The sequence below is a fragment of the Candidatus Flexicrinis affinis genome, from assembly GCA_016716525.1.
GTDB lineage: Bacteria > Chloroflexota > Anaerolineae > Aggregatilineales > Phototrophicaceae > Flexicrinis > Flexicrinis affinis.
Genome location: JADJWE010000001.1, coordinates 2061257 through 2083708, shown reverse-complemented (window position 1 = coordinate 2083708; position 22452 = coordinate 2061257). Strand labels below are relative to the sequence as shown.

The following is a 22452-nucleotide window of genomic DNA, read 5'->3' as shown; positions in this document are numbered from 1 at the left end:
GTCACACCGTAAACGCGTGGTCAGTCGAGCCGTTGGGCGCGCCGTGCCGCCCAATTCAGCACGACAATCGTGAGGCCGGACTGCAACACTGCCATACCAACCGCCAGTACCGGAATCAGCGCGGAGTACGGAGTCACACTCCACAGGCGATCAATCTCAGCCGCGTGAAGACCGCTCAAGCCCCAATCCCCCAGCACCGTCGATGCAAACCCGGCAATCCATGTACCGAATGGGCTGCTTCCCCCCACTAACGTGCTCGAGATGATTGCGCTAAACAGTACGACGGGTGCGACTGCCCACGCGATACGCGCCGAAATCAGCCCGATCTGCGCCATGCCGATGGCCTGCCGGCTCCGGAGAAACGTCGACAGCAGCAGCGCGCAGGCGGCTTCTAATCCAACAGCGGTAAATGGCAAGACGAAGGCCGCAGTGACGACCAACCCCATCAGCGGGATATCGAGGACGGCGGGGATGCGCGGAGTATGCACGCCGATCACCTGCGCGAGGTAATCCCCGCGAAAGCTTGTCAAGTCGTACAGCAGCAGCACAAGCAGAAACACACGCGGCGCATAGACTACAACCATCAGCCAGCCGCTGACACGGTGATATACGACGTGCGCCCATGCGGCGCGCACGCCTGCCCGCGCCCCGCCCGCTGTGGTACGCACCTGATCCCACGTGCCGCGCCGTCGCAGTGTCGGAATGATGTTTAGCCCCAGCGCGAGCACCAACGCGCTGACGACGGCTTGGCCGCCTAACATCGGTGCGTACAGGCTGGCATACGCCTGCGCAGACAGAGTCGGAAGGCGGAAGCCGGCGGCGTACCCCCCGACCATCAGGGTGGTGATCAACACGGCGGCGATCAGGACGTGCAGCAGGATCCCCGCCGGACGCGGGCCGCGCGGCGCGGGGCCGAACAAACGCAGTGCCGCGTCGTCATCGAGGCCGGCATCGGCCAGCATCCATCGCGCGAGGCGGCCTCTCACGTTCGCGGGCCGCTGAGATCGAAATTGGCGTCGATTGCGTCAAGCTTGAGCGACTCAAGCTCTCGGTCAAGCTCTGCCGCAGGCAGCGTAACAACATGCTGCGGATAGCGCAGGTAAACGACCTGCGCCGTTGGGGTAACGCCGATTCGCTCGCGCAGTGCGGCCGCGTACACGGCAAGCTGGAGCAGGTATCTACGCGCGTGCGCGGTGATGCGCCCCATGTCGTCCGGTACCGAGTCCGTCTTGAAATCGACGACTGTCCATCGGCTGTCATGATCGACGTACACGAGGTCCATCGTGCCATGCACGAGCTGGCCGTCACGCTCGATGACGAACGGCAGCTCGCGGTAAACCTCTTTCGCCCGATCGATGTCGCGTGCGATCGGGCTGTTGATGTACGACTTGAGGTAGCTGCGAACACGATCGACGACCTTGCGGCGCGCGTCCGACAGCGTGATGCCTGCCTCCCACACCAGCGAATCTATCGCCTGATCTGCACCTTCAGGATCGTTCTTCATCATCGCGTCTACCCGATACAGCAGCGCGCTGTGCACCAGCGATCCAATCCGGCGCTGCGACGGCATACCGATTTGCGCGTCGTAGGTCAGCGACTCGACCGGTTCGAAGTCGTCAGCGTGGAGCCGGCGCCGGATACGGTGACGGTAGTAGTCACGCTCCTCCTCGGTGTCGGCGTTGATCAGGCTGCCGTAGTCGGCGATGTCGGTTGCTGTGAGGCGGCGGCGCGACGGCGGCGGCGCGGCAGGCAGGGTCTCGGCGAGCGGAAAGCGGGTATCTTTAACGCGCTGCAGCAATTCGGGCGTCAGTTGCGGCGACTGGGGCGTTGTGGCAACCGTGATCGCCTGACCGTCGAGCGCCTCCGACAGCGCGCTTAGGAACTTCGGCTTTGACGAACTGATGAACAGGGCGTCACGTGCGCGCGTCGCGGCGACGTAGAGAAGGCGCTGCACCTCGGCGTCGTCCGCCTCCTTGCCGTGTTTCTGCGCCCTTTGGTACAAGAACGCTTTCGAGTCCGACTTGTCCTCTCCAAGCTTGGGGAGCGCACATACGATCGACTCTGCCGCGATCACCGTGTTGCCCGACGCTCTCGTAGCGAGATTCCCGTCGGCAAGCCACACGACCGGAAACTCAAGGCCCTTGCAGCCATGAATCGTCGTAAGCCGCACCGACGACCTGCTGTCGAGCGCGACGCCCGCCTCCTTGACATCTTCAGCGCGCGAGACGTCGAGGAACGTGATGAAGTCGGGCAGTGCGGCCGCGCCGTACTCGCGGGCGATGTCCACCAGCTTCTCGACGTTGGCACGCATTTGCGGGCCGTCCGGCAGCCGACCGATCGACGCGAGATAGTTGGTCTCGGCAATGGCCTGCAACAGCAGCGCATCCGCCGAGACACGGCCAGCGATCGCGCGCAAACCGTTGTAGATGGTGTTCGCAAAGACGATCGGGTGCTCGAGCGATTCGTGCTCGGCTTGCAGCGCGGCTTCCTCGTCCAGCGCCTCAAACAGCGCTCCGCCTCGGGTCCGCAGCGCAAGCAGGTCGACGTCAGAGAGTGCGAACAGCGGGCTGTGCAGCGCCGCCGCCAGCGCGAGGTTGTCAGCCGGGTTGCGGAGCGCCTTGAGCAGTTCGATGAGGTCGCGAATCTCGCGCCGGTCGTAGAATCCGCCGCCGCTTTGGGTCACATAAGGTACGCCGAATTCGACGAATGCCTGCTCGAAATGTTTCGAATTTGACTTGAAGCTGCGGAGCAAGACGGCGATGTCGCCGTAACCCGCCGGACGCGGCTGATTCGTTCGGCGGTCGACGACCGTAAGGCTCTCGGTCGTCACCATGTCGCGGATGCGCGCGGCAACGATCCGCGCTTCCGAGGCGACGTTCCGATTGTTGGTGGATGGGTCAAGGCCGATGAGCTGCACGTCGAGGTGGTCGTCCGGGCTTTCGCGCTGGGCCACGAGCGTGTGATTCTCGTCGAAGGTCACGAACTGCTCGATCTGCGCGGCGTCGGGCGAGGGCCGCATCACACCGGTGAACAGGCGGTTGAATTGGGCGATGAGCGCGCTGTGCGTCCGGTACGACCGGTTCATGCGGACGACAAGGCCGCCTGCGCGCTCGATCTGGTCGCTGGCCGCCCTGAAAATCGTGACGTCCGCGCCGCGGAACCTGTAGATTGACTGCTTAGGGTCGCCGACGATGAACACGCCGCCGTCCATCAGCCCCGGCGCCAAACCCTGGGTGATGTTCCACTGCCGGTGATTGGTGTCTTGGAATTCGTCGACCATCACGTGCCGGATTTCGCGGCCGGCATAGCGCCGGCGTACCTCGGGGCGCGCCAGCAGCGCTTCCGCCTTGATCTCAAGGTCTTCGAAGTCGAGCACGTTCTCGGCGCGCTTGCGGTCCTCGTAGGCCGCCAACACGCGGTTGATCAGCATGCTCCAGCCATGGGACAAGCGCAGCGCGAGCTTTTCAACATCGCGGTCGAACGTGAGTACCTCGGAGAGCTTTTTTAGTACCTGCTTGATTTCCGAAACAAGTGACTTCGCATAGGCGAGATCGCCCACGTCCCAAAGCTTAGTGGACCCGCCGGAAACCACCATGTCGAACCTAGCCAGAGCCTCCATGCAGGTCGCCGCCGACGGCGCTTCGGCGGCATCTGTGAGAATTCGCTGCGCTTCCAGCACTTTTACGACGAACAAATCCTCTGGCGCGTTCGGCGGAACCAAACTCCGGAGTTCCATCACCGGCGAACTCTTAAAGAACCGCTGAAAGGCATCCGCGGCGTAAGCCTCGTACATCGCCTCGACTTCGTCGACGGAGGACGGCAAGGGCTGCAGACCACGAAACTGCTTGGGTTTCAGCAGAATTTCTTCAATCTTCGTATGTTCGTAGCCAGTGAGTACGGCGTGTGCTGCAGAGAAGTCCGGGTCGTTCGTATCGGCTTCCGCGCTGACGATCTCCCGCAAGGCGACTGCCAGTGCGTCCCGCATCAGCACGGCCGCGGTAGCCTCGTCTGCGACTTGGAACCCCGGGTCGACGCCGGCAGCGGCCGCATTGGCGCGGATGACCTCGCTGCACATGCCGTGGATTGTCGAGATTCGCGCAGCTTCAATCCGGGCGAGATGATCGGCCCAGCGGCGGCGGTCGCTGCCTTGCGCCGTGGCAAGGCGTTCGAGGATGCGTTGGCGGACGCGTGACCGCATCTCCTCCGCGGCGCGTTCCGTAAAGGTGATTGCCACGATCGACGTGATCGGCCAGTCTGGGCGGGTGTCGAGCAAGGCGACGAATCGCTCGACCAGCACGGTCGTCTTGCCGGTGCCTGCTCCCGCCACGACCGCCACGCTGCGATCCAGCGTCTCTACGGCGAGGCGCTGCTGATCGTCGAGGCGGGGGCGGGCTGCGCTTTCGGACATCTACATCCGATCCGGCGTGCTCATGCCCATCAGCGAGAGGACACGGCGAAACGCGACATTGGCCGCCTTATAGAAGCGCAGGCGCGCTCTGGCGATGTCGTCGCCAATGCCATCGCCGAATACGCGGACGCGGTCGTACATCGGATGGAACTGGTTAGCGAGATCTTGCGCGAAGAACGCAATACGATGCGGCTCGAACGTCTGGGCGCACAACGCGATCTCGTCGCCGAGCGTAAGGCAGCGCTTGATGAACGCCAGTTCCTCGTCGCCCAGCAGGCTGAGGTCTGCGCCGGCATCGGAGAAGCCGCGTACGTCCGCCTCGCGCAGGATACCGGCAGTCCGCACATAGGCGTACTGGATGTAGTAGACGGGATTGTCCGACGATTGTTTGAGTGCCAGATCGAGGTCAAAGTCGAGGCGGCTGTTGGCGCTGCGGGCAAGCAGCATGTAGCGGACCGCGTCGGGGCTGGTCTGATCGATCAGGTCGTCCAGCGTCTCGTAGTTTCCGCGCCGGGTGCTCATCTTGACCTCTTTGCCGTCGCGGATGAGGCGCACGAACTGCATGATGATGACGTGCAGCTTGGCAGTATCGCCGCCCAGCGCCTTCAGGCCGTACTTGACGACCTTGTGCTCCGTATCGTGGTCGGCGCCGAGCACGTTGACCAGCAGATCGAAACCGCGTGCCAGCTTGTTCAAATGGTACGCGATGTCGGGCAGCGTATAGGTCGGCGAGCCGTCGTTCTTGAGGACGACACGGTCTTCGACATCGCCGAGCGCCGTGCTTCGGAACCACTTCGCCGGCGGCAGGTGCGCGTTCTCGGCTTTCACTTCTTCGGGCTCGGACTCACGCACGGCAGACTCGTAGATTAACCCGGCGGCTTCCAATGCCTTCAGCGTGTCCCACACCGCGCCGGTTTCGTACAGCGAGTTCTCATTGAAGAAAACGTCGTGTTCGATGCTGATCCGCTTAAGCGTTTCGCGGATGATGTCGAACATCTTCTTCTCCGCGTACGCCTTGAAGTCTTCCCACGACCGGTCGCGCCACGAGTCTCCGACCTCTGCGATCAGATCCTTCGCAAAGTCGATCAAGTACTCGCCTTGATAGAACGTGCCGTCGTCGGATGCAGGCTGCACGACGTCGGCGCCGAGCTGCTGCAAGTAGCGCAGCTGCAGGCTGGTGCCGAGATGCTTCATCTGCATGCCGGCGTTGTTGAAATAGTACTCCCGCTCGACCGCGTACCCTGCTGCTTCGAGCAGGCGGGCCATCGTATCGCCGACGATCGCGCCGCGACTGCGGCCGATATGCAGCGGGCCGGTCGGGTTGGCGCTTACGAACTCGACCTGCGCGCGCTTGCCCGCGCCAATCGACAGCGACCCGAACGCGTCGCCCTCGGCGACGATCGAGTCGATCTGCGCGCGCAGCCAATCGGCGCTGAGGCGGAAGTTGACAAATCCCGGCATCACGGCGTCGACACCCGCGACGAACTCTGAGGCGGGCAGGTGCTTGACGATGGCCTGAGCGATGTCGAACGGCTTCATGCCCGCCAACTTCGCGACGGCTAGCGCGCCGGCATACGCATAATCGCCCATTTCGGCGCGGGCGGGCGGCTTGATCTCGATAGCCGGTAGTTCGAAGGCGGGGAGGTCGCCAGCGGCCTGTGCGGCGGAGACCGCACGTTTGATTAGACCGGCATGGGCATTGAGCAGCGAATCCACAGGGAGTCCTTACGGCGAAACGAGGTGCGAACCGCATCATTATAGACGCCATCTTAGCCAAACCGGTAGTCGCGCTTGGCATGGGTGGCGGTGGTCGGAAAACACCTCCTGAATTGGTAGTGTCGTGAAAAACAGATGTGTCGGACAATGTTCTTGTGCCCGTCCGGGGGAGGCGCATACGATGATTGTCCCAGTTGATGTCGACAGCACTAAGCCGCTGTATTTGCAGATCGCCGACCATGTGACCATGCTGGCGGTCGGCGGCCAGCTCGCCGGGGGTACGCGTTTACCCGCATCGCGACAGCTTGCCGAGTCGTTGCAGGTTCACCGGTCTACGGTGGTCAACGCGTACGAAGAACTCAAGGCGCGCGGCGTAATCGACGCGACACAGGGTAGCGGCAGCTACATCGTGCCGGGGCTGGTCGTGTCGTCGCGTCAGCTTCCGGCGATGATGCCGGCCCTGCGCGAGCCGGATGACATCGTGCGCATGTTGTGGCGCGTGAATCGTGCCGACGGCGTGATCTCGCTGGCGTTGGGATTGCCTGCCGACGAACTCATGCCGATCGAAACGTACGAGGCCGCCCGATCGCGCGCGCTGCGCCGGGACCGCGCCGAGGCGCTCAACTACGAAGACCCGAGCGGCTACGAACCGCTGCGCCGCGCCATCGCGGGGCACCTGGCCAAGAGTGGGGCGGTCGTCGATCCTGAAGACGTGATCGTCACCGTGGGCGCGCAAGAAGCGTTGAATCTGACGGCGCGCGCGCTCGCCACCTACGGCGATACCGTGCTGGTCGAGGCGCCGGGGTTCTTCCTGTATACGATGAACCTCAAGCGCCTCGGTTACAACGTGTTGGGCTATCGGCTGCAGCAGTCCGGACCGAATTGGCCGTCGCTGGCCGATACACTGCGCCAGACGACCGTCGGTGGCACCGGCGATTCGCTGCCGCGCCCGCGCTTTGTGCTCGCATCGCCGGATTTCCAGAATCCGACTGGGTCGCACTGGTCGGCGGACGACCGCCACCGCTTTGTGCGTACGATGCAGGAACTCGACCTTCAGGTCATCGAGGACGCGACGTACCGCGATCTGGTGTACGACGGCGCCCCGCAGATGCCGCTGCTGGCGCTCGATGACGATGTCATTCACATTGGCACGTTCTCCAAGGTGATGATGCCGGCTCTGCGCATCGGCTACATCGTCGCGCGCGGCGCCCTGCGCGAGCAGTTGATCACGCTGCGCAACATCGCGTGTGGGGGTGCCTACGGGCTCGCCCAGCGCGCGGTCACCGACATGCTCGTCTCGGGTCAGTACGATGAGCACATGCGGCGGATTCAAGCCGAGTATCGGGTGCGGCGCGATGCATTGTGTGCTGCACTCGACGAGTACATGCCGGACGGGGTCCAGTTCGAAAAGCCGACCGGAGGCTTCTACGTGTGGCTGCGCTTGCCGGAACAGGTCAATGCCGTGACCCTGTTCACCGAGGCACTACAGCGCGGAATCGCGATTGCTCCTTCGCACGTGTTTTACCCGGATGGAATTCACGACAACGCCGTCCGGCTGTCATTCGCCCGCTACAACGCGGACACCTTGCGCTATGCCGCCAAGCGGCTTGCCGATCTTGTGCATCACTTGATGCGCTAAAGGAGACTAACAGATGAACGAACTCACGATTGTCTACGCCTCGAACAACCCCGTCACGCGCCTCAGCGCGTCCGCCTTGGCCGATCAATGGGCCGTGTTTGCGCCGGAATCCCTGTCCGACGCGCTCGCCGAGACGATCTTCTACGTGCCGCACGTGGTGGTGATCGACGGGCGCGAGGGCTGGCTGCCTGACTTCGCCGCGCATCTCGCCTCGGTAACCGCGCCAAGCCCGCGCACCCACGATATCGTCGTGTGGATCGGCGGCCGCGCCGAAGACGCAGCACGCTTCCCTTCGCACGTCACGGTTTGGATGGCCCCATACGACATCGACGGCGATGCGCTGGCGGCGCTTCTGATCGAAGCCAACGCGATGCGAACCGGAGGCACCGTCAAAGTCGCATAGCACCGCACGTCTACTGAAGTGAAAAGGGTCGCCCGCATGGACGACCCTTTTTGTCTTGAGCTTAGCCGCGATTACTTGCCGAGGCGTGCCTTCAGCTCGGCCGTGAGCGCCGGCACGATTTTGAACACGTCCCCAACCAGTCCGTAGCGCGCCATCTTAAAGATCGGCGCTTCGGCGTCCTTGTTGATGGCGACGATCACCTTGCTCGTGCGCATACCGGCTTGATGCTGAATTGCGCCGCTGATCGCACAGGCGACGTACAAGTCGGGGGAGACCGTCTTGCCCGTCTGGCCGACCTGATGCGCGTACGAGATGTAGCCCGCGTCGACCGCCGCGCGCGATGCGCCCACTGCGCCGCCGAGCACGTCGGCCAGCGGCTGAATGACGTTGGCGAACGCGTCCTGCGCCTTCCAGATTTCGGGATTCTCGGTGCCGGCGGGGGCGTCCTTCGGGTTGTTTGCCATGCCGCGCCCGCCGCTGACGAGGATCGCGGCGTCCGTCAGGTTGACCGTGCCGGCTTCGGCTTCGAACGAGACAATTTTTGTGCGAACCTGATCTTCAGTCAGCACCGCAGGGACCGTCTCGACGCTGCCGGAAGCCGCGCCCTCTGCGGGCGCCTTGAACGCCCGGGCACGAACGGTCACGCAGACCGTCCCTTCGCCGGTGCTGGCGGCTTGGCTGAGCAGCTTGCCAGCGTAGACAGGGCGCGTCGCGACAACCTGACCATCCGCCACACTCAGTTCGATGGCCTCTGAGACGATGGCGCTGTTGGTATCGGCGGCGGCAGCGGCGACGAGTTCCCGTCCCGCCGATGTCGCCACGGCGACGAATGCCTTGGGAGACCGGTCGGCAACCAGCTTGGACAAGACTGCCGCATACGCCTCGAAGCGGTAGGTCGCCAGTGTGGGGTCGTCGCAGGCGAGCGCGCCGGACGCGCCGAACTTGAGCGCTTCTTGCGCGACATCTGTCGCGTTCTCTCCGAGCACGACCGCGGTGACACCGACGCCGAAGCCATCCGCGATCAGTTTGCCGGCGCCAATCGCCTCCCAACTGGTGGGCTTGGCTTTGCCGCCTTCGGTTTCAATCCAGACTAGAACGGTCATGTTAGAGCACCTTTTCTTCGAGGAGTCGGTCGACCAGCTTCTTGGCTTGTTCGGCGGGTTCGCCGTCGATCAACTCGACCTCGACATTGCGCGGCGGCAGGTTCGAATAGGCGTTAACCACCGTGCGGCGCGCCGGCAGCGATACTCCGAGGTCGGCCAGCGACCAGACGGGGATGGTGGCCTTGCTCGCCTTGCGGATGCCGATGAACGACGGGTAGCGCGGTTCGTTGATCTCCTTGGTCACACTGATGACCGCCGGAAGGCTGCTCGTCATAACCTGCTTGCCGCCTTCGAGCGCGCGCTCGACCTGAATGGTGCCGGCGGCCGCGTCGATCGAGACGATCTTCGAAACGCCGGTGAGGAGCGGGAAACACAGTTTGCGGGCGATCATCACCGTGTGTTGGTCGGTGCCGACGTCCACCGCCTCTTTGCCGAAGATGATCAACTTGACATCCTCCAGCTTGTTGACGGCGGCGGCGGCGGCAACGGCATAGGATAGGCCGTCGACCGGATCGAGCGCCGGGTCTTCGATGCGCACGGCCTCGTCCACACCCATCGCGAGGCTGTGCTTGAGGGCTTCGCTGTGCATCTCAGGTCCGATCGCGATGACGGTCGCTTTGCCGCCGATGTTTTTGGCCTGAACGATGGCTTCTTCGAGAGCGTATTCGTCCCACGGATTGACCACGGTGGACGCGCCGCCCCACGACACTTTGCCGTCGCCGCCGACTTCGACGCGGGCGGCGGTATCCGGCGTACTGCGAGTAAACGTAACGATTTGCAAGGGAAATTCCTCCAAAAGTACCCTACGCACTTAACAGCGTATTGTATCGTCAGGCCGAAAGAAATTGAACTGCGTATCGTCGGGCGTACGATTAGCACGCGTGCGCAAAACTTGTGTCATAATCGTTTCAGGGACGAGTGACGACCGTGGCGGAAACGAGGGAAAAAACATGCGCCGATTCGCACTGCTCATCATCATCGCGGCGGTTTTGTGTGCCGGTGTGGCGCCGGCAGCGAACGCACAAAGCGGCCTGACACCAAAAGCCATCGAGCAAATCTCGCAATCGGTGGTGTTTATCTTGCAGTACGTAGACGGCGAACCCGTGTCTACCGGCTCAGGCACGATTGTCGAGCCGACCGGCTTGATCTATACCAATCGGCACGTCGTGGAAGGCGGCACCGACTTTGAGATTTACCAGACGACCGCGCAGGGCGAACTTCCGGCAGTGATCGGTTGGGCGTCATTGGTTCGGGCATTCAACGAAATCGACTTTGCGATTCTGCAAATCGACCGCGCGCCGGACCGCAGCCCGATCAACCCGGCCACGCTCAACCTGCCTGTGATCAACGAGGCGGCAGGGGATATTGCGCTGGGCGACTCGGTGTACGTGTTCGGATACCCGACCGTCGGCGACGGCTATCTGGTCGTCACGCAGGGGTCGATCACCAGCGTTGAGAACGCCAACTTGTTCGACCGGCGCGTACCGCTGTGGTATCGCACGGACGCCGAGATCTCGCCGGGCAACTCAGGTGGCTTGGTTGTCGATGTCAACGGACGTTTCCTCGGCCTTCCGACGATGGTCCGCAGTGAAGAGCGTACGCTCGGCCGGTTGGGCGGTGTATTGCCGTTCGTTGCGGTCGAAACGGTGCTGAGCGCGTATGCGCAAGGCCTGATCCCCGACGTTGTGACGGTGACGCTCGACAACACGTCGTCCACCGAGATCTGCTATATCTACATCGCGCCGAGTAACGCCGCGGACTGGGGACCGGATCGCCTAGGGAACACAGGCACTGTTCCGCCGGGGACATCCTTCTCTGTCGACATCGAACCGGGCATCTACGACATGCTGCTGCAAGATTGCAGCGCCACGGCGCTGGTGAACCTGCGCGAGCGCGACTTCACCGCCTCATCGCGCGTGCGATACCCGGCAGACGAGACTCAGCAGACGGCCAATCAGGGGCTGTCGATTCGCATCACCAACATCGAGTACGACGTAACGGCCAACGATACCGGCGAGCTTGGGTTCAAAGTGCATACCGAGATTCAAGCCGTCGGTTACCGCGATCAGGAAATCCGCGCGGCCCTGTTCTATCTGAACAACGACGGTTCGGCGATCTCGTGCGAAAACATGACCGAAGACGAGTGTGATCCGTCGGGCGGCCTGACCGTGCAGTCCGTCCTGACACCGTCGTTTGACGACACGATCTGGGACGATTACTGGTTCTGGATTCCGTACATCGGATTGCCGGACTCTTTCACCGGGACGGTCAATTTTCAGGTCGTCGCCAACGTGGGCCCGAACAACGGAACGACGCTGACCAATCCGAGTTCACCGGCGCCGGTGACGATCACCATGGGTTCGCGCGGACCAACGACCAACACGCAGAGCGACTTCTCGATCACGATCACGCGCATGGAGTTCGACGTCGGCGGCGACCGCAGTTCCGAGCAAGGCATCAAGACCTACGTCGATTTTGAGGCCGAGGGCCATCGGGGCGTTCCGGTGCGCGTTGCGCTGTTCTTCTTCTGGGCGGACGGCACACCGATCCCGTGCGGAAGCGACACCTACTACTGCGACCCTTCAGGCGGACTTACGGTACAGGAAGTGGTGACGCCAAGCTATGACTCCAGCGCGTGGACGGACTACTGGATGCACGTGCCGTACTCGCAGCTTCCGCGCGGGCTGACCGGCACGCAGCGCGCCTATGTCGTCGCCAACATCGGTGTGGACGGCAGCGGTACGTTGAACAATCCGAGCGGCGGCTACAACTTCGAGCTGTACTACTAGCCGGAGCTGGGTCCGCCCAGCAGCGGCTCATACGCAAGCAGCAGCGAACGCCACGCGTCAGGCATAGTGACCGTGGCGTTCGCCGTGTAATCGAACACGACAACGACGGTACGCGAGTCGGCGGTCACGACCGGCTGTCCCTCGCGCATGACGGTGATCACATGCGTCATGTCGAAACTCTTGTTGCCAAGCCTGCTCACACGTGTCCAGACATAGGCCTCGCGATCATCGAGCGTCATCGGCGCGCGGAAGTCGATCTCGGCGCGGGCGATGATCATGCCGCGCTCCGACAGGCTGCCGTCCCACAGCTTCTGATCGCGGAAGTACCCGACACGCGCCTGTTCGAGGTAGGTCAGGAACTTGGCATTGTTGACGTGGCCGAGCGTGTCCATGTCGCCGTAGCGGATGGGGATCACCGTCAGGTATCGGTAGCCCTCTGGCGCGGGGATGTCGTGTGTCATCGCGTGGATCCTGTGACGGTCGCCAAGTAGTCGACGATGAGCGTAACCATGTCGGGGCGGTTGAACAAGATTTGCGTACCGCGCCCGGCGTCTTCAAACGGCTGAAGGAGTGCCGATCCGGTCGCGAGCTGACGCAGTGTGTTCGCCGTGCGCAGCGATGCCGAGTCGACTTCGCTGGCCGTGAGCAGGATGGGCCGCGGGTTGTACGCGTCCATCACGGCTTGGGGATCGTCCGAACCCTGCGGGCTGAGCAGAACCGAACCCAGACACCGGCCGTCTGCGGCGCAAGCTGCAAGCGCGGAGTCTGCGCCAGCTTCCGCGCCGATCAAGATCAAGCGTGCGGGGTCGACACCCGGTTGAAGCGCCGCTGAATTCAGCAGCATGGTGAAGTCATCCGGAGTGATGCTGCGCGACCACTGGAACACAACCACCGAATAGCCGGCCTGCCGCAGCTGTGATGGAAAGCCCGCCCACTGTTCAAACGTCGCGCCGAACAGCACGACGCCCGGCGCGCGGCCACCGGGCAGCCACACTTCACCATCGACCCTCGTGCCGGACGGCAGCATCGTTTCAATCAAGATCGGGCGATTGCTCAGGTCGGGCGTCGGCATCGCGGGCAGGAAGGCCGAGTCGGCAGGGAGGGCCGCCGCCGTCGGGTTGGTGACACCTTCAAGGATTAGCGCGCCGTCGTCTGCGATCTCGGTCGGCGGGTGGATGTCAATGGTCGGGCTTGGGGCAAGTTCGGGAAACGCGGGCGTAGGCGTTGCGGTGGGCTCGGGACCGAACGCGACGTCACAGCCCGCGGCCGCAAGCATTAAGATTGCTGTGAGGGAGAAGTAGCGGTTCATGCGCGGAAGTATAGGTTGAGGCCGCGTGTTGGTCAAACGACGAATCACCCACTATAATCGAAGTGTTGCCAGCCGCTGTCTAGGGGAGTGGATCGATATGCAGCAGCTCAGTGCGCGCCTTGTCGCGTTTGCGGCTTCCCTCATTTTCGCTGCATTGATGGCCGGAGGATGTCTGTTGTCTGCCAGCGAAGGTGCAGCCGAACCGACGGCGATCCCGCAGCTGTTGCCCAGCCTGACACCGACGCCGACCGAGACCCATACGCCCGGCCCCACGCCTGAGCCGGAGTTCATCGTCGTCACCAATACGCCGGACCCGAACGAGCTGGCACAGCTCACGGCGATCGCGCAGGTGGTCGAGGCGACCATCGACCCGATCATTCTCGAAGTCACGCTGACCGTCGCGGCAGCGACCGGAATCCCCCTGACGCAGACCGCGCAGGCCGAGATCGATTTCCAACTTCCCACGCTCAGCCCGACGCTCGACCCGACGTTCGCGGTGTTCCCGACCTTCACGCCGACATTCCAGACGGGCGGCACCGGCGACTGCGTGCACATTGTGGCCGCAGGGCAGAACCTGTTCCGCATTGGCTTGCAGTACAACATGTCGTACATCACGCTGGCGAACTACAACGGTATTGCCAACCCGGCTCTGATTCGTGTCGGGCAGGAAATCCGCATTCCGAACTGTGGTGTCGGACAACCCGCTCCGGGTACGGTCCCCAGCACCGGGACCGGCAGCACCGAAAGCGGCTCCTTCCCCGGAACGGGAACCGGCTCGGGCGTCGGAACAACGGGCAGCACGTGCGGCCCGTCGATCGTGGTCGAGCAGTACGACACGCTGTTCGCCATTTCGCTGCGCTGTAACGTTCTGATCCGGGACATTCAATCGCTGAACGGGATCGTCAACCCGGATTTGATCTACTTCAACTCGACGCTGCGCCTACAGTAAAGGGGGCGGCATGAAAGAGACGCTGACGGCCTCGAAAAGGATCTACGAGGGCCGGGTTGTGACGTTGGACATTGTCGACGTCACGCTGCCGGACGGTAACGCGGCCAAGCGCGAGATCGTGCGCCATCCCGGCGCAGTGGCGGTTGTCCCGATCGATGTGGACGGCAACGTCATCCTCGTATCACAGTATCGCACCGCGGCCGATCACGTACTGATCGAGATTCCGGCCGGCACGCTGCATCCGGGCGAGGACCCGGCGGAATGCGCGCGGCGCGAGCTTCAGGAGGAAATCGGCTACATCCCGCGCTCTTTGACGCCGATGGGGTCGTTCTTCGCCGCTCCCGGCTACACAACCGAGCTGATTCACCTATTCATGGCGACCGACCTCGAACACTCTCCGCTGCCGGCCGACCACGACGAGTTTATCGAGGTCAGCCGAATGCCATTACGGGACGCGTTGGAACAAGCACAGAGTGGCATGCTGCACGACGGCAAATCGATTATCGGCATTCTTCGCGTCGCGCGTCATCTGGGCCTGTGAGGCGAAGACATTGGACCGGGTCGCGCAGTTTGGGATCGCGCTGGGCGCGCTGGGGCTTCTAGTGCTCGTCATGGGGCTGTTCCCCGGCATCACGGGGCGCGCGCCGACGCTGAACGTCGGTGTCGTTCAGTTGGCGGCCATGTTGATCGGCTGGTCGCTGATGACGTTCGGCGCGCTGATCTACGTCAAGTTCACCTACTTCCCGAAGATCCAGAGCAATCTCACACAGCAGGTCGGCAGCCGGCTTGCGCTGACCGGTATCGTGTTTGCCGCGATTTGCGGCTTGGCGGACGTGCTCGGCTTCGGCTCGAACGCCGGCGTGCTCGCAAACGACGTGGTGATCGGTCAGTTTCAGATCGCCGGGATCATCGGCAGTTTCGTCCTGTCGTCGCTGGGCGTGATCCTGTTCGCGGTTGGAAACGAGCCGCGCTAGCTACCGCCTAACGGGATATCGAACCAGTTGCCAGCAGGGTTGCCGGCTATGTCCAGCACGTCCACCGCTTCGATTTCGCTAGTCTCCGCGTCGAGGATGCGGTAGAAGCCGACGCGCAGCGTAGCCGCATCCGTCAGATCGAGATCCACGTTCATCAAGATCCTGTCACCGGTGCACCAGAACTGGCCCGGGTAGAACGACGCGTCACGCTGCGCGATCCGATTCCCAGCGGCGTCAAGCGCGTGGAAGAACACCTGATAGTCGTGCTGCAGCCCGCCGTAGAAAGTGCGATCCGGGCTGTTCGGCACGCTGAAGCCGACCGAGCCATGCCCGTCTTGAACGAGAAATGCCACAAGCGCGGCGCCGTTGGAAAAGACCGCGATTGGCGACTCCAATTGGCCGGGCAGGGGAGGCTGGACCGCTGCATCGCCCGCGCGCACCTGAAAATCGCCTTCACCGATCCGGCCGGCTATGACAGGCGAGTCCAGCGCCGGGCCAACCGCGTTCCTAAATTCGATTGGGGCGGTCGGCGCGACGATCAGCGCCGATGGACCCGCAGGATACAGCCACATCCGAGCGCCCACAGGACGGGCGCGAACGCATTCAGCCTTGTCACGCAGGAGCACCGGCCAGCGGGCGGCATCGACGTCGAACCACACGCGGTCACCATCCGACGCGACGATCACATCGTCGATATCGTCGGGTATGGCGTCGACGACCTCGTTCAGTATTCGGCTTGGCGTTGTGTAGCCGGACGTGCCTTCGCCGATGGGGATGTAGTGTGCATATGCGTACTGCATGACGGACTGATATCCGACCCATGCGAATCCCAGCGACGCCGCCAGCCCGCCGAAGGCGGCCACTGATCCAGTTCGCGTAGTCAAATGGGCGGCGATCGTGCGCCGTAGGGCGTCAACGCCGAGGCCGATTAGCAGCGCAAAGGCCGGAAGCTGCGGCACGTAGTAGTGTGGCCACACATCGGCCAGCCCGACCTCGAACACGACGATCGGCAGCGCGACCCACAGCAGCAGAGGAACAGCCCAATCACGGTGGCGGGTGAGGACGGCCACGCCTCCGACGATCAACAGTGCGGCAGTGATCGCAACGACGACCGTTGTTTCGATGGCAGGACGCTCAAAAGGCGCCGGATCGACCGTCGGTGCGACCCACGACTCGATCGCGGTGCCGGTGGTCAGGCGGGCGATGTATGCGAGGCTCTCGACCGCACCGTCACGGTCGCCGCCGCTGCGCGAAGCCACGTCCGCGATTCGAGTCGGGTCGTCGCGCAAAGTCTGCGTGAGGCCGATGGCGTACGGCAGCATCACGGCGATACCAAGCACGATGCTGATCGCAACCGGAATGAGGCGCGTTTGCTTGCGGTCCCGCCACACGATCCACGCGAACAGCGGCACAAGCGCCCAGCCCGCAAAGTGAATCTGCATGCCGAACAGCATCACCGGCAGCATGGCGATCTGGCCCCAGCGCCGCTTGCCTCGCCATCCCCACAAGGCTGCGGCTAGTGCCACGAGCAGGAAAGGCAGCATGTAGTCCTGCGCCCAGATCTTACGACTGTACAGCACCGCCCACGGGGTGAGTGCCAGCCAGACTCCGGCGGCGAGCGCAGGCACGTATCCGACCCACCGCCGCACGATAGCCCACAGGACCCCGACACCCACGGCATTGAGCACGGCAATGAACGCGGTCACGGCGACCGGATCGTTGGTGAAGGCGTACGGAACTGCCATCACGTAAATGCTCGTCGGCGGATTGGGGATTCCGACCGACGACAGAATACCTTGCAGCGGGAACGCCAGTCCGTCTGCCATCTCTTGCGCCATCATGGCGACCATGGCTTCGTCGTGGAAGAACTCGACGTTTTGGATGTCGATGAGGCGGGCGGCCAGCGCGAGGACGATTACAGCCGCCAGTGCGATGACGTTCGCCGTGCGGGAGGTCACGCGAGATCGAAGTCCTCGGGGAGGCACACGCGCAGCACACGGGCGAGCTCATGGCCGATGAAATGCGTGTCGCCGTGGATCAGCAGCTTGAGCGGCCCGTTGAAGGGTGCGCGTTCGACCAGCTTGAAGTCGGCGCCGGTCCTGAGGCCCAACGTGTCGAGATAGCGCAGCTTGTCTTCATCGTGCGAGTTGACGCGACTGACCTTGAGCGGCACGTCCGGCGCAGCCTCGGTCAGTGGGAAGTCGCGCACGATCGGCATGACGCCATCGGCGGTAGGGATCGGCTCGCCATGCGGGCAGCGCACCGGGTGGCCGGCCAGCTCTGCCATGCGCTCGACTACCGTTTCACTCACGACTGCGCCGAGCGAGTCGGCGGCATCGTGTACTTCGTGCCAACCGAACGCCATGATATCGGTCAGGAATCGTTCCACGAGGCGGTGCCGGCGGATCGACTTGAGTGCCTCGCGCTCGCCGTCAGAGGTCAGCGCCACACCCCGGTACGGCTCGTGGTCGAGGTAGCCAGCCTCCTTAAGGCGCTGTACCATGCGGGTGACAGCAGGTGCGCTTACGCCCAACACCTCGGCCAGCGCCGAGGTCGTCACCGGCTGCTGTTCGCCTTGATAATTGGCGAGACGGTAAGCCTCTGCCAGATAGTCTTGCATTGCTGACGTCAGCGACATGCGCGTGAATTTCGTTCTGACTCGCCGAACACTTTCCCTAAATATACAGGGATTGAATTAAAAGTTGCAAGGGGTTAAACCCTTACAGATAAGTCCATGCTGAACGATGCGCGCCACCGTTCGCCCTTTGCCCGCGATGGCTCTCACGGCTACAATCCGCTGCATTGTGACCCCATGGTATCGTAATTCAATGTCGAAAACCCTGATCTACGAAATCAACACGCGCGTATGGCTGAACAGCTTGAGCCGTCACGCTGCGCGCAACGTCACGCTCGATTCGGTGCCGGACGGCGTAATCGCCGGTTTGGCTGCTCTCGGTGTGACGCACATTTGGCTGATGGGCATTTGGGTTCGCAGCAGCATGGCGCGGAAAGGCGCGCTGCGCTATCAGGACGAGTACAGATTCGCGCTGCCGGACATTTCGCCGGACGACGTGATCGGATCGGCGTATTCGATCGGCAAGTACGAGGTCGCCCCGGAGGCGGGTGGCCGTGCCGGGCTGGCCGCCTTCCGCGAAGCGGCGCTGCGCCACGGCATGAAGATCATCCTCGACTACGTTCCGAATCACGTCGGGTTGGATCACCCGTGGGTGACCGGCGCGGCCGACCTCTGCGTGCGGGGAATGCCGGAACTGCTCGCCGCGCGGCCAGACGACTTCTTCGAGAGCATTCGGCAGGACGGATCGATCGTCGTCACTGCGCACGGGCGCGACCCGTACTTCCCGCCGTGGAATGACACCGCGCAGCTCAACGCGTTTTCTCACATCCTGCGCCAAGCCACGATCGCGACCTTGAGCGACATCGCCGTGCAGGCCGACGGCGTGCGCTGCGACATGGCGATGCTGATGCTGAACGAGATCTTCGCGACGACGTGGGGCGGCCTTGTGACGACGCCGACGCCAGGCATCGACTTCTGGGATGAGGTCGTGCCAGCAGTGCGCCGCGTCAACCCGGACTTCCTGTTCATCGCGGAAGTGTACTGGGATCTCGAGGGCAAGTTGATCGATCAGGGTTTCGACTACGCCTACGACAAGCGCCTTTACGATCGGCTGTTGTCCGAGGACGTAGCGGGCCTGAAGTCGCACCTCGCAAGTCCCGAAGATTTCCAGCGCCACTTGCTGCGCTTCATCGAGAACCATGACGAGCCTCGCGCCGCGGCGGACTTCGCGGCAGGGGGTGGCGCGAAGCAGAAAGCAGCGGCGGCTGTTTGCCTGACGCTTCCCGGCGCAGTGCTGCTCCATGACGGCCAGCTTGACGGGCGGCGCATCAAACTGCCGGTGCAAATCGGCCGTGCTCCGGACGAGCCGCACGACCCGGCCCTGCGCGCATACTATGTGCGATTGCTGTCCGAGGTGATGAACGCCCCGGTGATGTGCGGGCATTGGACGCTGCTGGAATCCACCGGTGATGTTCTGGCGTACATCTGCTCTACGCCAATCAATGCGCGGCTGGTCGTCGCGAACGTCACCGGACATTCTCAGCACACCACGATTCGGCTCACCGAGTATGGCAATCATCCCCTCGTCAACGTCATGACAAATCAGATCATTGCGCCGTTTGGCGACCGGCTCGAGGTCGATATGCCTGCCTACACGACGAACATCTATGAAATCGAATTGGCGCGTCCCGCGCAGCCGACACTGGCGAACCGCTTGGTCGATGCGGCACGGCGCACGGCGCGCTGGATCAAAGGAGATGGCCCGCGTGGCTGAGCGCATCAACACCGAGTGGATGTGGGCGAATGAGGACGGTGGCGTGAACGGGCTAAAGGTCGATGCCGACCGCGCCGTGCTCGAGTGGTTCGACGACATCGGCTGCGCATGCGGAGACGCCAGCCACATTCAGTCGTACGCGCACTACTACGAGTATGGGCCCGCCTTCGCAGACGCCCCCGAGGATGTGGTGGAGCAGCTAGAGCGCGCGCTAAAGCACTTCGGCCCGCGCGATTGACCGACCCGTGCCATGCTGACACAAACAGGAGCGCCGATGTCCAGCCCGATCGTTCGTATCTACGGAATCCCGATGGACTTGGGACAAAGCAGGCGTGGGGTCGACATGGGTCCGAGCGCAATCCGCTACGCCGGCCTGAGCGACCGCTTGCGCGCGCTCGGCTACCTTCCGATCGACGCCGGCAACCTCGTCGTGCCGCAAGCCGAACAAGCATTCGAGCAGTATGACTCGCATGCGAACGCACGTTATCTTCCGCAAATCGCCAGTATTTGCCGCGAGGCCTACGAGCACATTGTCGGAGCCCTTCAGCCGGATGAAAACGCCGTGTTCCTCGGCGGTGACCACACGATCAGCATTGGGACGGTCGCGGCCGTCCGGCAGCGGGGCAGCGTTGGCGTCATCTGGATCGACGCTCACGCCGACATGAACACGCCGGAGACCTCGCCGTCGGGAAACGTTCACGGCATGAGCGTCGCCGCTCTGCTGGGCGACGGTCCAGTGGCCCTGAGCGAGATCGGCAGCCGCAGGCCCGCGCTGGCCGCCGAAGATGTCGCCATGATCGGCCTGCGCAACCTCGACTCGGCCGAGCGCCAACGCCTCGCTCGAAGCGGAATCCGCACCTTTACCATGCGCGATATCGACGAACGCGGGTTGTACGCGGTCGCGCAGGATCTGCTTGCCGGGTTCGCCCATTGTGATACGCTGCACCTCAGCCTCGATCTCGATTCGTGCGACCCAACCTTCGCGCCGGGCGTTGGGACGCCCGTGCCGGGCGGACTGTCGTACCGCGAGGCCCACCTGCTGATGGAGATTCTGCACGACACCGGGCGGACGCGCACCGTCGATGTCGTCGAAGTCAACCCGGTGCTGGACGAACGCAACCGCACGGCGAATCTCGCGGTCGACTTGGTCGCAAGCCTGTTCGGCCAGCGGATCATTTAGGCGCTGTAGGGCCGCGTCAACCCACAGAATTGTGGTGGGATGCTACACTTGTGTGGGCTGACGGACGCCTAGTATGGGGGATGGATTGATGACTTCATTCAGCAAGCCGACCGGGCCGTTCACCAATGACGAACTGCGGGCGTATGTCGAAACGATGATGCTGTTTGCGATCGCTGACGGCACCGTGAGAAAGACCGAACTCAACATGGTGCAGATGACCGTCGTCGGCTATCTCGAGAACCACCCGGCGCTCAAAGCGATGACGCGTCAGCAGTTGATGGATCTATGCTTTGACTGCGCCAACGCGATCTATGACGAGGGCCCGTCGGTTCGCCTCAACAAGGTGGCGGGGATTCTTACGACCGAGCAACAGCGGATGTTCGCGCTGAGCATGGCTGCTGCGGTCGCCAGCGCCGACGGCTACATCCAGACGGGCGAGCGCGCCGGGTTTGCGCTGCTTCAGCGTGCCTTCGGGTTGACGGCCGAGCAGGTCCGTGCCGCGATCGAGGCATTCGACTAGGCCGACGACTTGAGTCCGTGTCCGGTAGCGATCAAGATGATCGGTCCACCCGCGCCGCCCATATGTTCATGCACGCGGGCCAAAGCCGCGTGAGTCATGGCGCTGGTCGGCTCGACATAGAAACCGCGCCGCGCAAGCTGAGAGCGCGCCTCGAGCAGGTCGTCCTCGGCGACTGTGAATGCCCATCCGTGTGTCTCACGGATTGCAGCTAACACCTGCTGGCCGCGAACCGGGTTCCCGACCAGCGTCCCGTCCGCTGCGCTGCGCTGAGCGATCATCAGCTCCGGCTCGGATGCGTCGGCTTCAATCGCGCGGACAAACGGATCGCACGCCCACGGCTGAACCGCATACAGTCGCGGCAGCCGGTCGATGACTCCGGCGGCGTGCAGCGCCCGAAACCCGCGTGCGATGCCGAGCAGCAGCCCGCCTTGGCCGGCCGGCGTGACGATCGCTGCCGGCGCCTTGCCAAACTGCTCCCAGATTTCCCATGCGATGGTCTGCTGGCCCACGATCCAGTATGGATTCCAGCCGTGGCTGGCGTACACCGTACCGTCGACGGCGGCCGCAAGGCACGCGTCGTTGACGTTCTGGCGCGGGCCGGGTACGACGATCAATTCTGCCGCGGCGGCGATTGCGCGTGTCTTGCCGGGAGGAGCGTTTTCCGGGACGAAGATGCGCGCCCTCATGCCGGCCTGTGCCGCGTACTGCGCCATTGACGCGCCGGCGTTCCCCGACGACTCTTCGACGACCGACGTCACGCCGTGACCCGCGAGGTAGCTGAGCAGCGTCTCGGTCCCGCGATCCTTATAGCTGCCGGTGGGGTTCAAGTACTCGCACTTGATCCACACCGACTCGTCGCTTGGCTTCAGCGGCACAAGTGGCGTCATGCCTGCGCCAAGCGACACACGCCGTTCGACATCGAGCGATGATCCGTACCGCCACATCGACCAGTGTTCGGTGTTGATCGCGTCGGCCTTGAACGGCGGCTGGTCGCGCAGCTCCAGCGCGCCGCCGCACGCGCGGCAATGCCAATCGAGCGGATCGGGCGGGGAATCGCAGGTCGGGCAGTAGAGCACGCTCATATGTCGCGTCCCATTATCGACGGTACACCTA

20 protein-coding genes are annotated in these 22452 nt (G+C 63.3%); 10 read left to right on the top strand and 10 right to left on the bottom strand.

What is annotated here, in order from left to right:
• Window positions 1-20 precede the first annotated feature (20 nt).
• Genes IPM16_08940 through IPM16_08930 form a run of 3 tightly spaced genes read right to left on the bottom strand, consistent with a single transcriptional unit; the run spans window position 21 to window position 6124 of the window.
• Window positions 21-986 (bottom strand): hypothetical protein, encoded by a 966-nt coding sequence (locus tag IPM16_08940; GenBank protein ID MBK9123232.1) that lies wholly within the window; start codon window positions 984-986, stop codon window positions 21-23.
• Window positions 983-4408 (bottom strand): UvrD-helicase domain-containing protein, encoded by a 3426-nt coding sequence (locus IPM16_08935; GenBank protein MBK9123231.1) that lies wholly within the window; start codon window positions 4406-4408, stop codon window positions 983-985. The genes IPM16_08940 and IPM16_08935 overlap by 4 nt, the downstream gene beginning before the upstream one ends.
• Entirely contained in the window at window positions 4409-6124 is a 1716-nt protein-coding gene (locus tag IPM16_08930; protein MBK9123230.1) for an arginine--tRNA ligase, read from the bottom strand.
• 181 nt (window positions 6125-6305) lie between these two features.
• Here IPM16_08930 and IPM16_08925 point away from each other — a divergent pair, with 181 nt between their 5' ends.
• Together IPM16_08925 and IPM16_08920 are read left to right on the top strand one after the other, a co-directional pair.
• Window positions 6306-7763, top strand: coding sequence for a PLP-dependent aminotransferase family protein (locus IPM16_08925; protein ID MBK9123229.1), 1458 nt, complete (start codon window positions 6306-6308; stop codon window positions 7761-7763).
• A 13-nt stretch (window positions 7764-7776) separates the two neighbouring features.
• Window positions 7777-8166: a hypothetical protein gene (locus tag IPM16_08920; protein MBK9123228.1), complete on the top strand. Its 390-nt coding sequence runs from the start codon at window positions 7777-7779 to the stop codon at window positions 8164-8166.
• 71 nt (window positions 8167-8237) lie between these two features.
• On the opposite strand, the gene IPM16_08915 is transcribed toward IPM16_08920, so the two are convergent.
• Together IPM16_08915 and IPM16_08910 are read right to left on the bottom strand one after the other, a co-directional pair.
• Window positions 8238-9269 (bottom strand): electron transfer flavoprotein subunit alpha/FixB family protein, encoded by a 1032-nt coding sequence (locus IPM16_08915; GenBank protein MBK9123227.1) that lies wholly within the window; start codon window positions 9267-9269, stop codon window positions 8238-8240.
• A 1-nt stretch (window position 9270) separates the two neighbouring features.
• Window positions 9271-10050 carry an electron transfer flavoprotein subunit beta/FixA family protein gene (locus IPM16_08910; GenBank protein ID MBK9123226.1) on the bottom strand — a complete coding sequence of 260 codons (780 nt, stop codon included), beginning with the start codon at window positions 10048-10050 and terminating at the stop codon, window positions 9271-9273.
• A 169-nt stretch (window positions 10051-10219) separates the two neighbouring features.
• Between IPM16_08910 and IPM16_08905 the strand changes: the two genes are divergently transcribed.
• Window positions 10220-12058: a trypsin-like peptidase domain-containing protein gene (locus tag IPM16_08905; protein ID MBK9123225.1), complete on the top strand. Its 1839-nt coding sequence runs from the start codon at window positions 10220-10222 to the stop codon at window positions 12056-12058.
• On the opposite strand, the gene IPM16_08900 is transcribed toward IPM16_08905, so the two are convergent.
• Both IPM16_08900 and IPM16_08895 read right to left on the bottom strand, forming a co-directional pair.
• On the bottom strand, window positions 12055-12519 hold the full coding sequence (locus IPM16_08900; protein ID MBK9123224.1) for an acyl-CoA thioesterase: 465 nt from the start codon (window positions 12517-12519) through the stop codon (window positions 12055-12057). The two genes, IPM16_08905 and IPM16_08900, sit on opposite strands and share 4 nt — an antisense overlap.
• Complete coding sequence (locus IPM16_08895; GenBank protein ID MBK9123223.1) at window positions 12516-13334, bottom strand: hypothetical protein; 819 nt, start codon at window positions 13332-13334, stop codon at window positions 12516-12518. Before IPM16_08895 ends, IPM16_08900 begins: the two co-directional genes overlap by 4 nt.
• 130 nt (window positions 13335-13464) lie before the next feature.
• Between IPM16_08895 and IPM16_08890 the strand changes: the two genes are divergently transcribed.
• The 3 genes from IPM16_08890 to IPM16_08880 are packed head-to-tail and all read left to right on the top strand — an operon-like array spanning window position 13465 to window position 15290.
• A complete protein-coding gene (locus IPM16_08890) occupies window positions 13465-14316 on the top strand; it encodes a LysM peptidoglycan-binding domain-containing protein (GenBank protein MBK9123222.1) in 852 nt (283 codons plus the stop codon).
• 10 nt (window positions 14317-14326) lie between these two features.
• On the top strand, window positions 14327-14857 hold the full coding sequence (locus IPM16_08885; GenBank protein ID MBK9123221.1) for an NUDIX hydrolase: 531 nt from the start codon (window positions 14327-14329) through the stop codon (window positions 14855-14857).
• Window positions 14858-14867: 10 nt separating this feature from the next.
• Window positions 14868-15290 (top strand): hypothetical protein, encoded by a 423-nt coding sequence (locus IPM16_08880; GenBank protein ID MBK9123220.1) that lies wholly within the window; start codon window positions 14868-14870, stop codon window positions 15288-15290.
• Here the strand turns inward: IPM16_08880 and IPM16_08875 are convergent.
• Both IPM16_08875 and IPM16_08870 read right to left on the bottom strand, forming a co-directional pair.
• Window positions 15287-17248, bottom strand: coding sequence for a hypothetical protein (locus IPM16_08875; protein ID MBK9123219.1), 1962 nt, complete (start codon window positions 17246-17248; stop codon window positions 15287-15289). The genes IPM16_08880 and IPM16_08875 overlap by 4 nt on opposite strands.
• Window positions 17245-17928 carry a metal-dependent transcriptional regulator gene (locus IPM16_08870; protein MBK9123218.1) on the bottom strand — a complete coding sequence of 228 codons (684 nt, stop codon included), beginning with the start codon at window positions 17926-17928 and terminating at the stop codon, window positions 17245-17247. Before IPM16_08870 ends, IPM16_08875 begins: the two co-directional genes overlap by 4 nt.
• 190 nt (window positions 17929-18118) lie before the next feature.
• Here IPM16_08870 and IPM16_08865 point away from each other — a divergent pair, with 190 nt between their 5' ends.
• The 4 genes from IPM16_08865 to IPM16_08850 all read left to right on the top strand — a co-directional run bounded on the left by IPM16_08865 (window position 18119) and on the right by IPM16_08850 (window position 21339).
• Window positions 18119-19639, top strand: coding sequence for an alpha-amylase (locus tag IPM16_08865; protein MBK9123217.1), 1521 nt, complete (start codon window positions 18119-18121; stop codon window positions 19637-19639).
• Window positions 19632-19877, top strand: a complete 246-nt coding sequence (locus IPM16_08860) for a hypothetical protein (GenBank protein ID MBK9123216.1) — start codon at window positions 19632-19634, stop codon at window positions 19875-19877. Before IPM16_08865 ends, IPM16_08860 begins: the two co-directional genes overlap by 8 nt.
• A gap of 36 nt (window positions 19878-19913) precedes the next feature.
• Entirely contained in the window at window positions 19914-20819 is a 906-nt protein-coding gene (gene rocF / locus IPM16_08855; protein MBK9123215.1) for an arginase, read from the top strand.
• A gap of 88 nt (window positions 20820-20907) precedes the next feature.
• A complete protein-coding gene (locus IPM16_08850; protein ID MBK9123214.1) occupies window positions 20908-21339 on the top strand; it encodes a tellurite resistance TerB family protein in 432 nt (143 codons plus the stop codon).
• On the opposite strand, the gene IPM16_08845 is transcribed toward IPM16_08850, so the two are convergent.
• Complete coding sequence (locus IPM16_08845; protein MBK9123213.1) at window positions 21336-22421, bottom strand: threonine synthase; 1086 nt, start codon at window positions 22419-22421, stop codon at window positions 21336-21338. The genes IPM16_08850 and IPM16_08845 overlap by 4 nt on opposite strands.
• Between the last annotated feature and the right edge of the window lie 31 nt (window positions 22422-22452).

Coding starts and splice junctions, on each gene's coding strand:
- IPM16_08870 (MBK9123218.1), bottom strand. CDS start 17,928: ATGTCGCTGACGTCAGCAATGCAAGACTATCTGGCAGAGGCTTACCGT.
- IPM16_08850 (MBK9123214.1), top strand. CDS start 20,908: ATGACTTCATTCAGCAAGCCGACCGGGCCGTTCACCAATGACGAACTG.
- rocF (MBK9123215.1), top strand. CDS start 19,914: ATGTCCAGCCCGATCGTTCGTATCTACGGAATCCCGATGGACTTGGGA.
- IPM16_08865 (MBK9123217.1), top strand. CDS start 18,119: ATGTCGAAAACCCTGATCTACGAAATCAACACGCGCGTATGGCTGAAC.
- IPM16_08915 (MBK9123227.1), bottom strand. CDS start 9,269: ATGACCGTTCTAGTCTGGATTGAAACCGAAGGCGGCAAAGCCAAGCCC.
- IPM16_08895 (MBK9123223.1), bottom strand. CDS start 13,334: ATGCTTGCGGCCGCGGGCTGTGACGTCGCGTTCGGTCCCGAGCCCACC.
- IPM16_08920 (MBK9123228.1), top strand. CDS start 7,777: ATGAACGAACTCACGATTGTCTACGCCTCGAACAACCCCGTCACGCGC.
- IPM16_08890 (MBK9123222.1), top strand. CDS start 13,465: ATGCAGCAGCTCAGTGCGCGCCTTGTCGCGTTTGCGGCTTCCCTCATT.
- IPM16_08905 (MBK9123225.1), top strand. CDS start 10,220: ATGCGCCGATTCGCACTGCTCATCATCATCGCGGCGGTTTTGTGTGCC.
- IPM16_08935 (MBK9123231.1), bottom strand. CDS start 4,408: ATGTCCGAAAGCGCAGCCCGCCCCCGCCTCGACGATCAGCAGCGCCTC.
- IPM16_08900 (MBK9123224.1), bottom strand. CDS start 12,519: ATGACACACGACATCCCCGCGCCAGAGGGCTACCGATACCTGACGGTG.
- IPM16_08845 (MBK9123213.1), bottom strand. CDS start 22,421: ATGAGCGTGCTCTACTGCCCGACCTGCGATTCCCCGCCCGATCCGCTC.
- IPM16_08885 (MBK9123221.1), top strand. CDS start 14,327: ATGAAAGAGACGCTGACGGCCTCGAAAAGGATCTACGAGGGCCGGGTT.
- IPM16_08925 (MBK9123229.1), top strand. CDS start 6,306: ATGATTGTCCCAGTTGATGTCGACAGCACTAAGCCGCTGTATTTGCAG.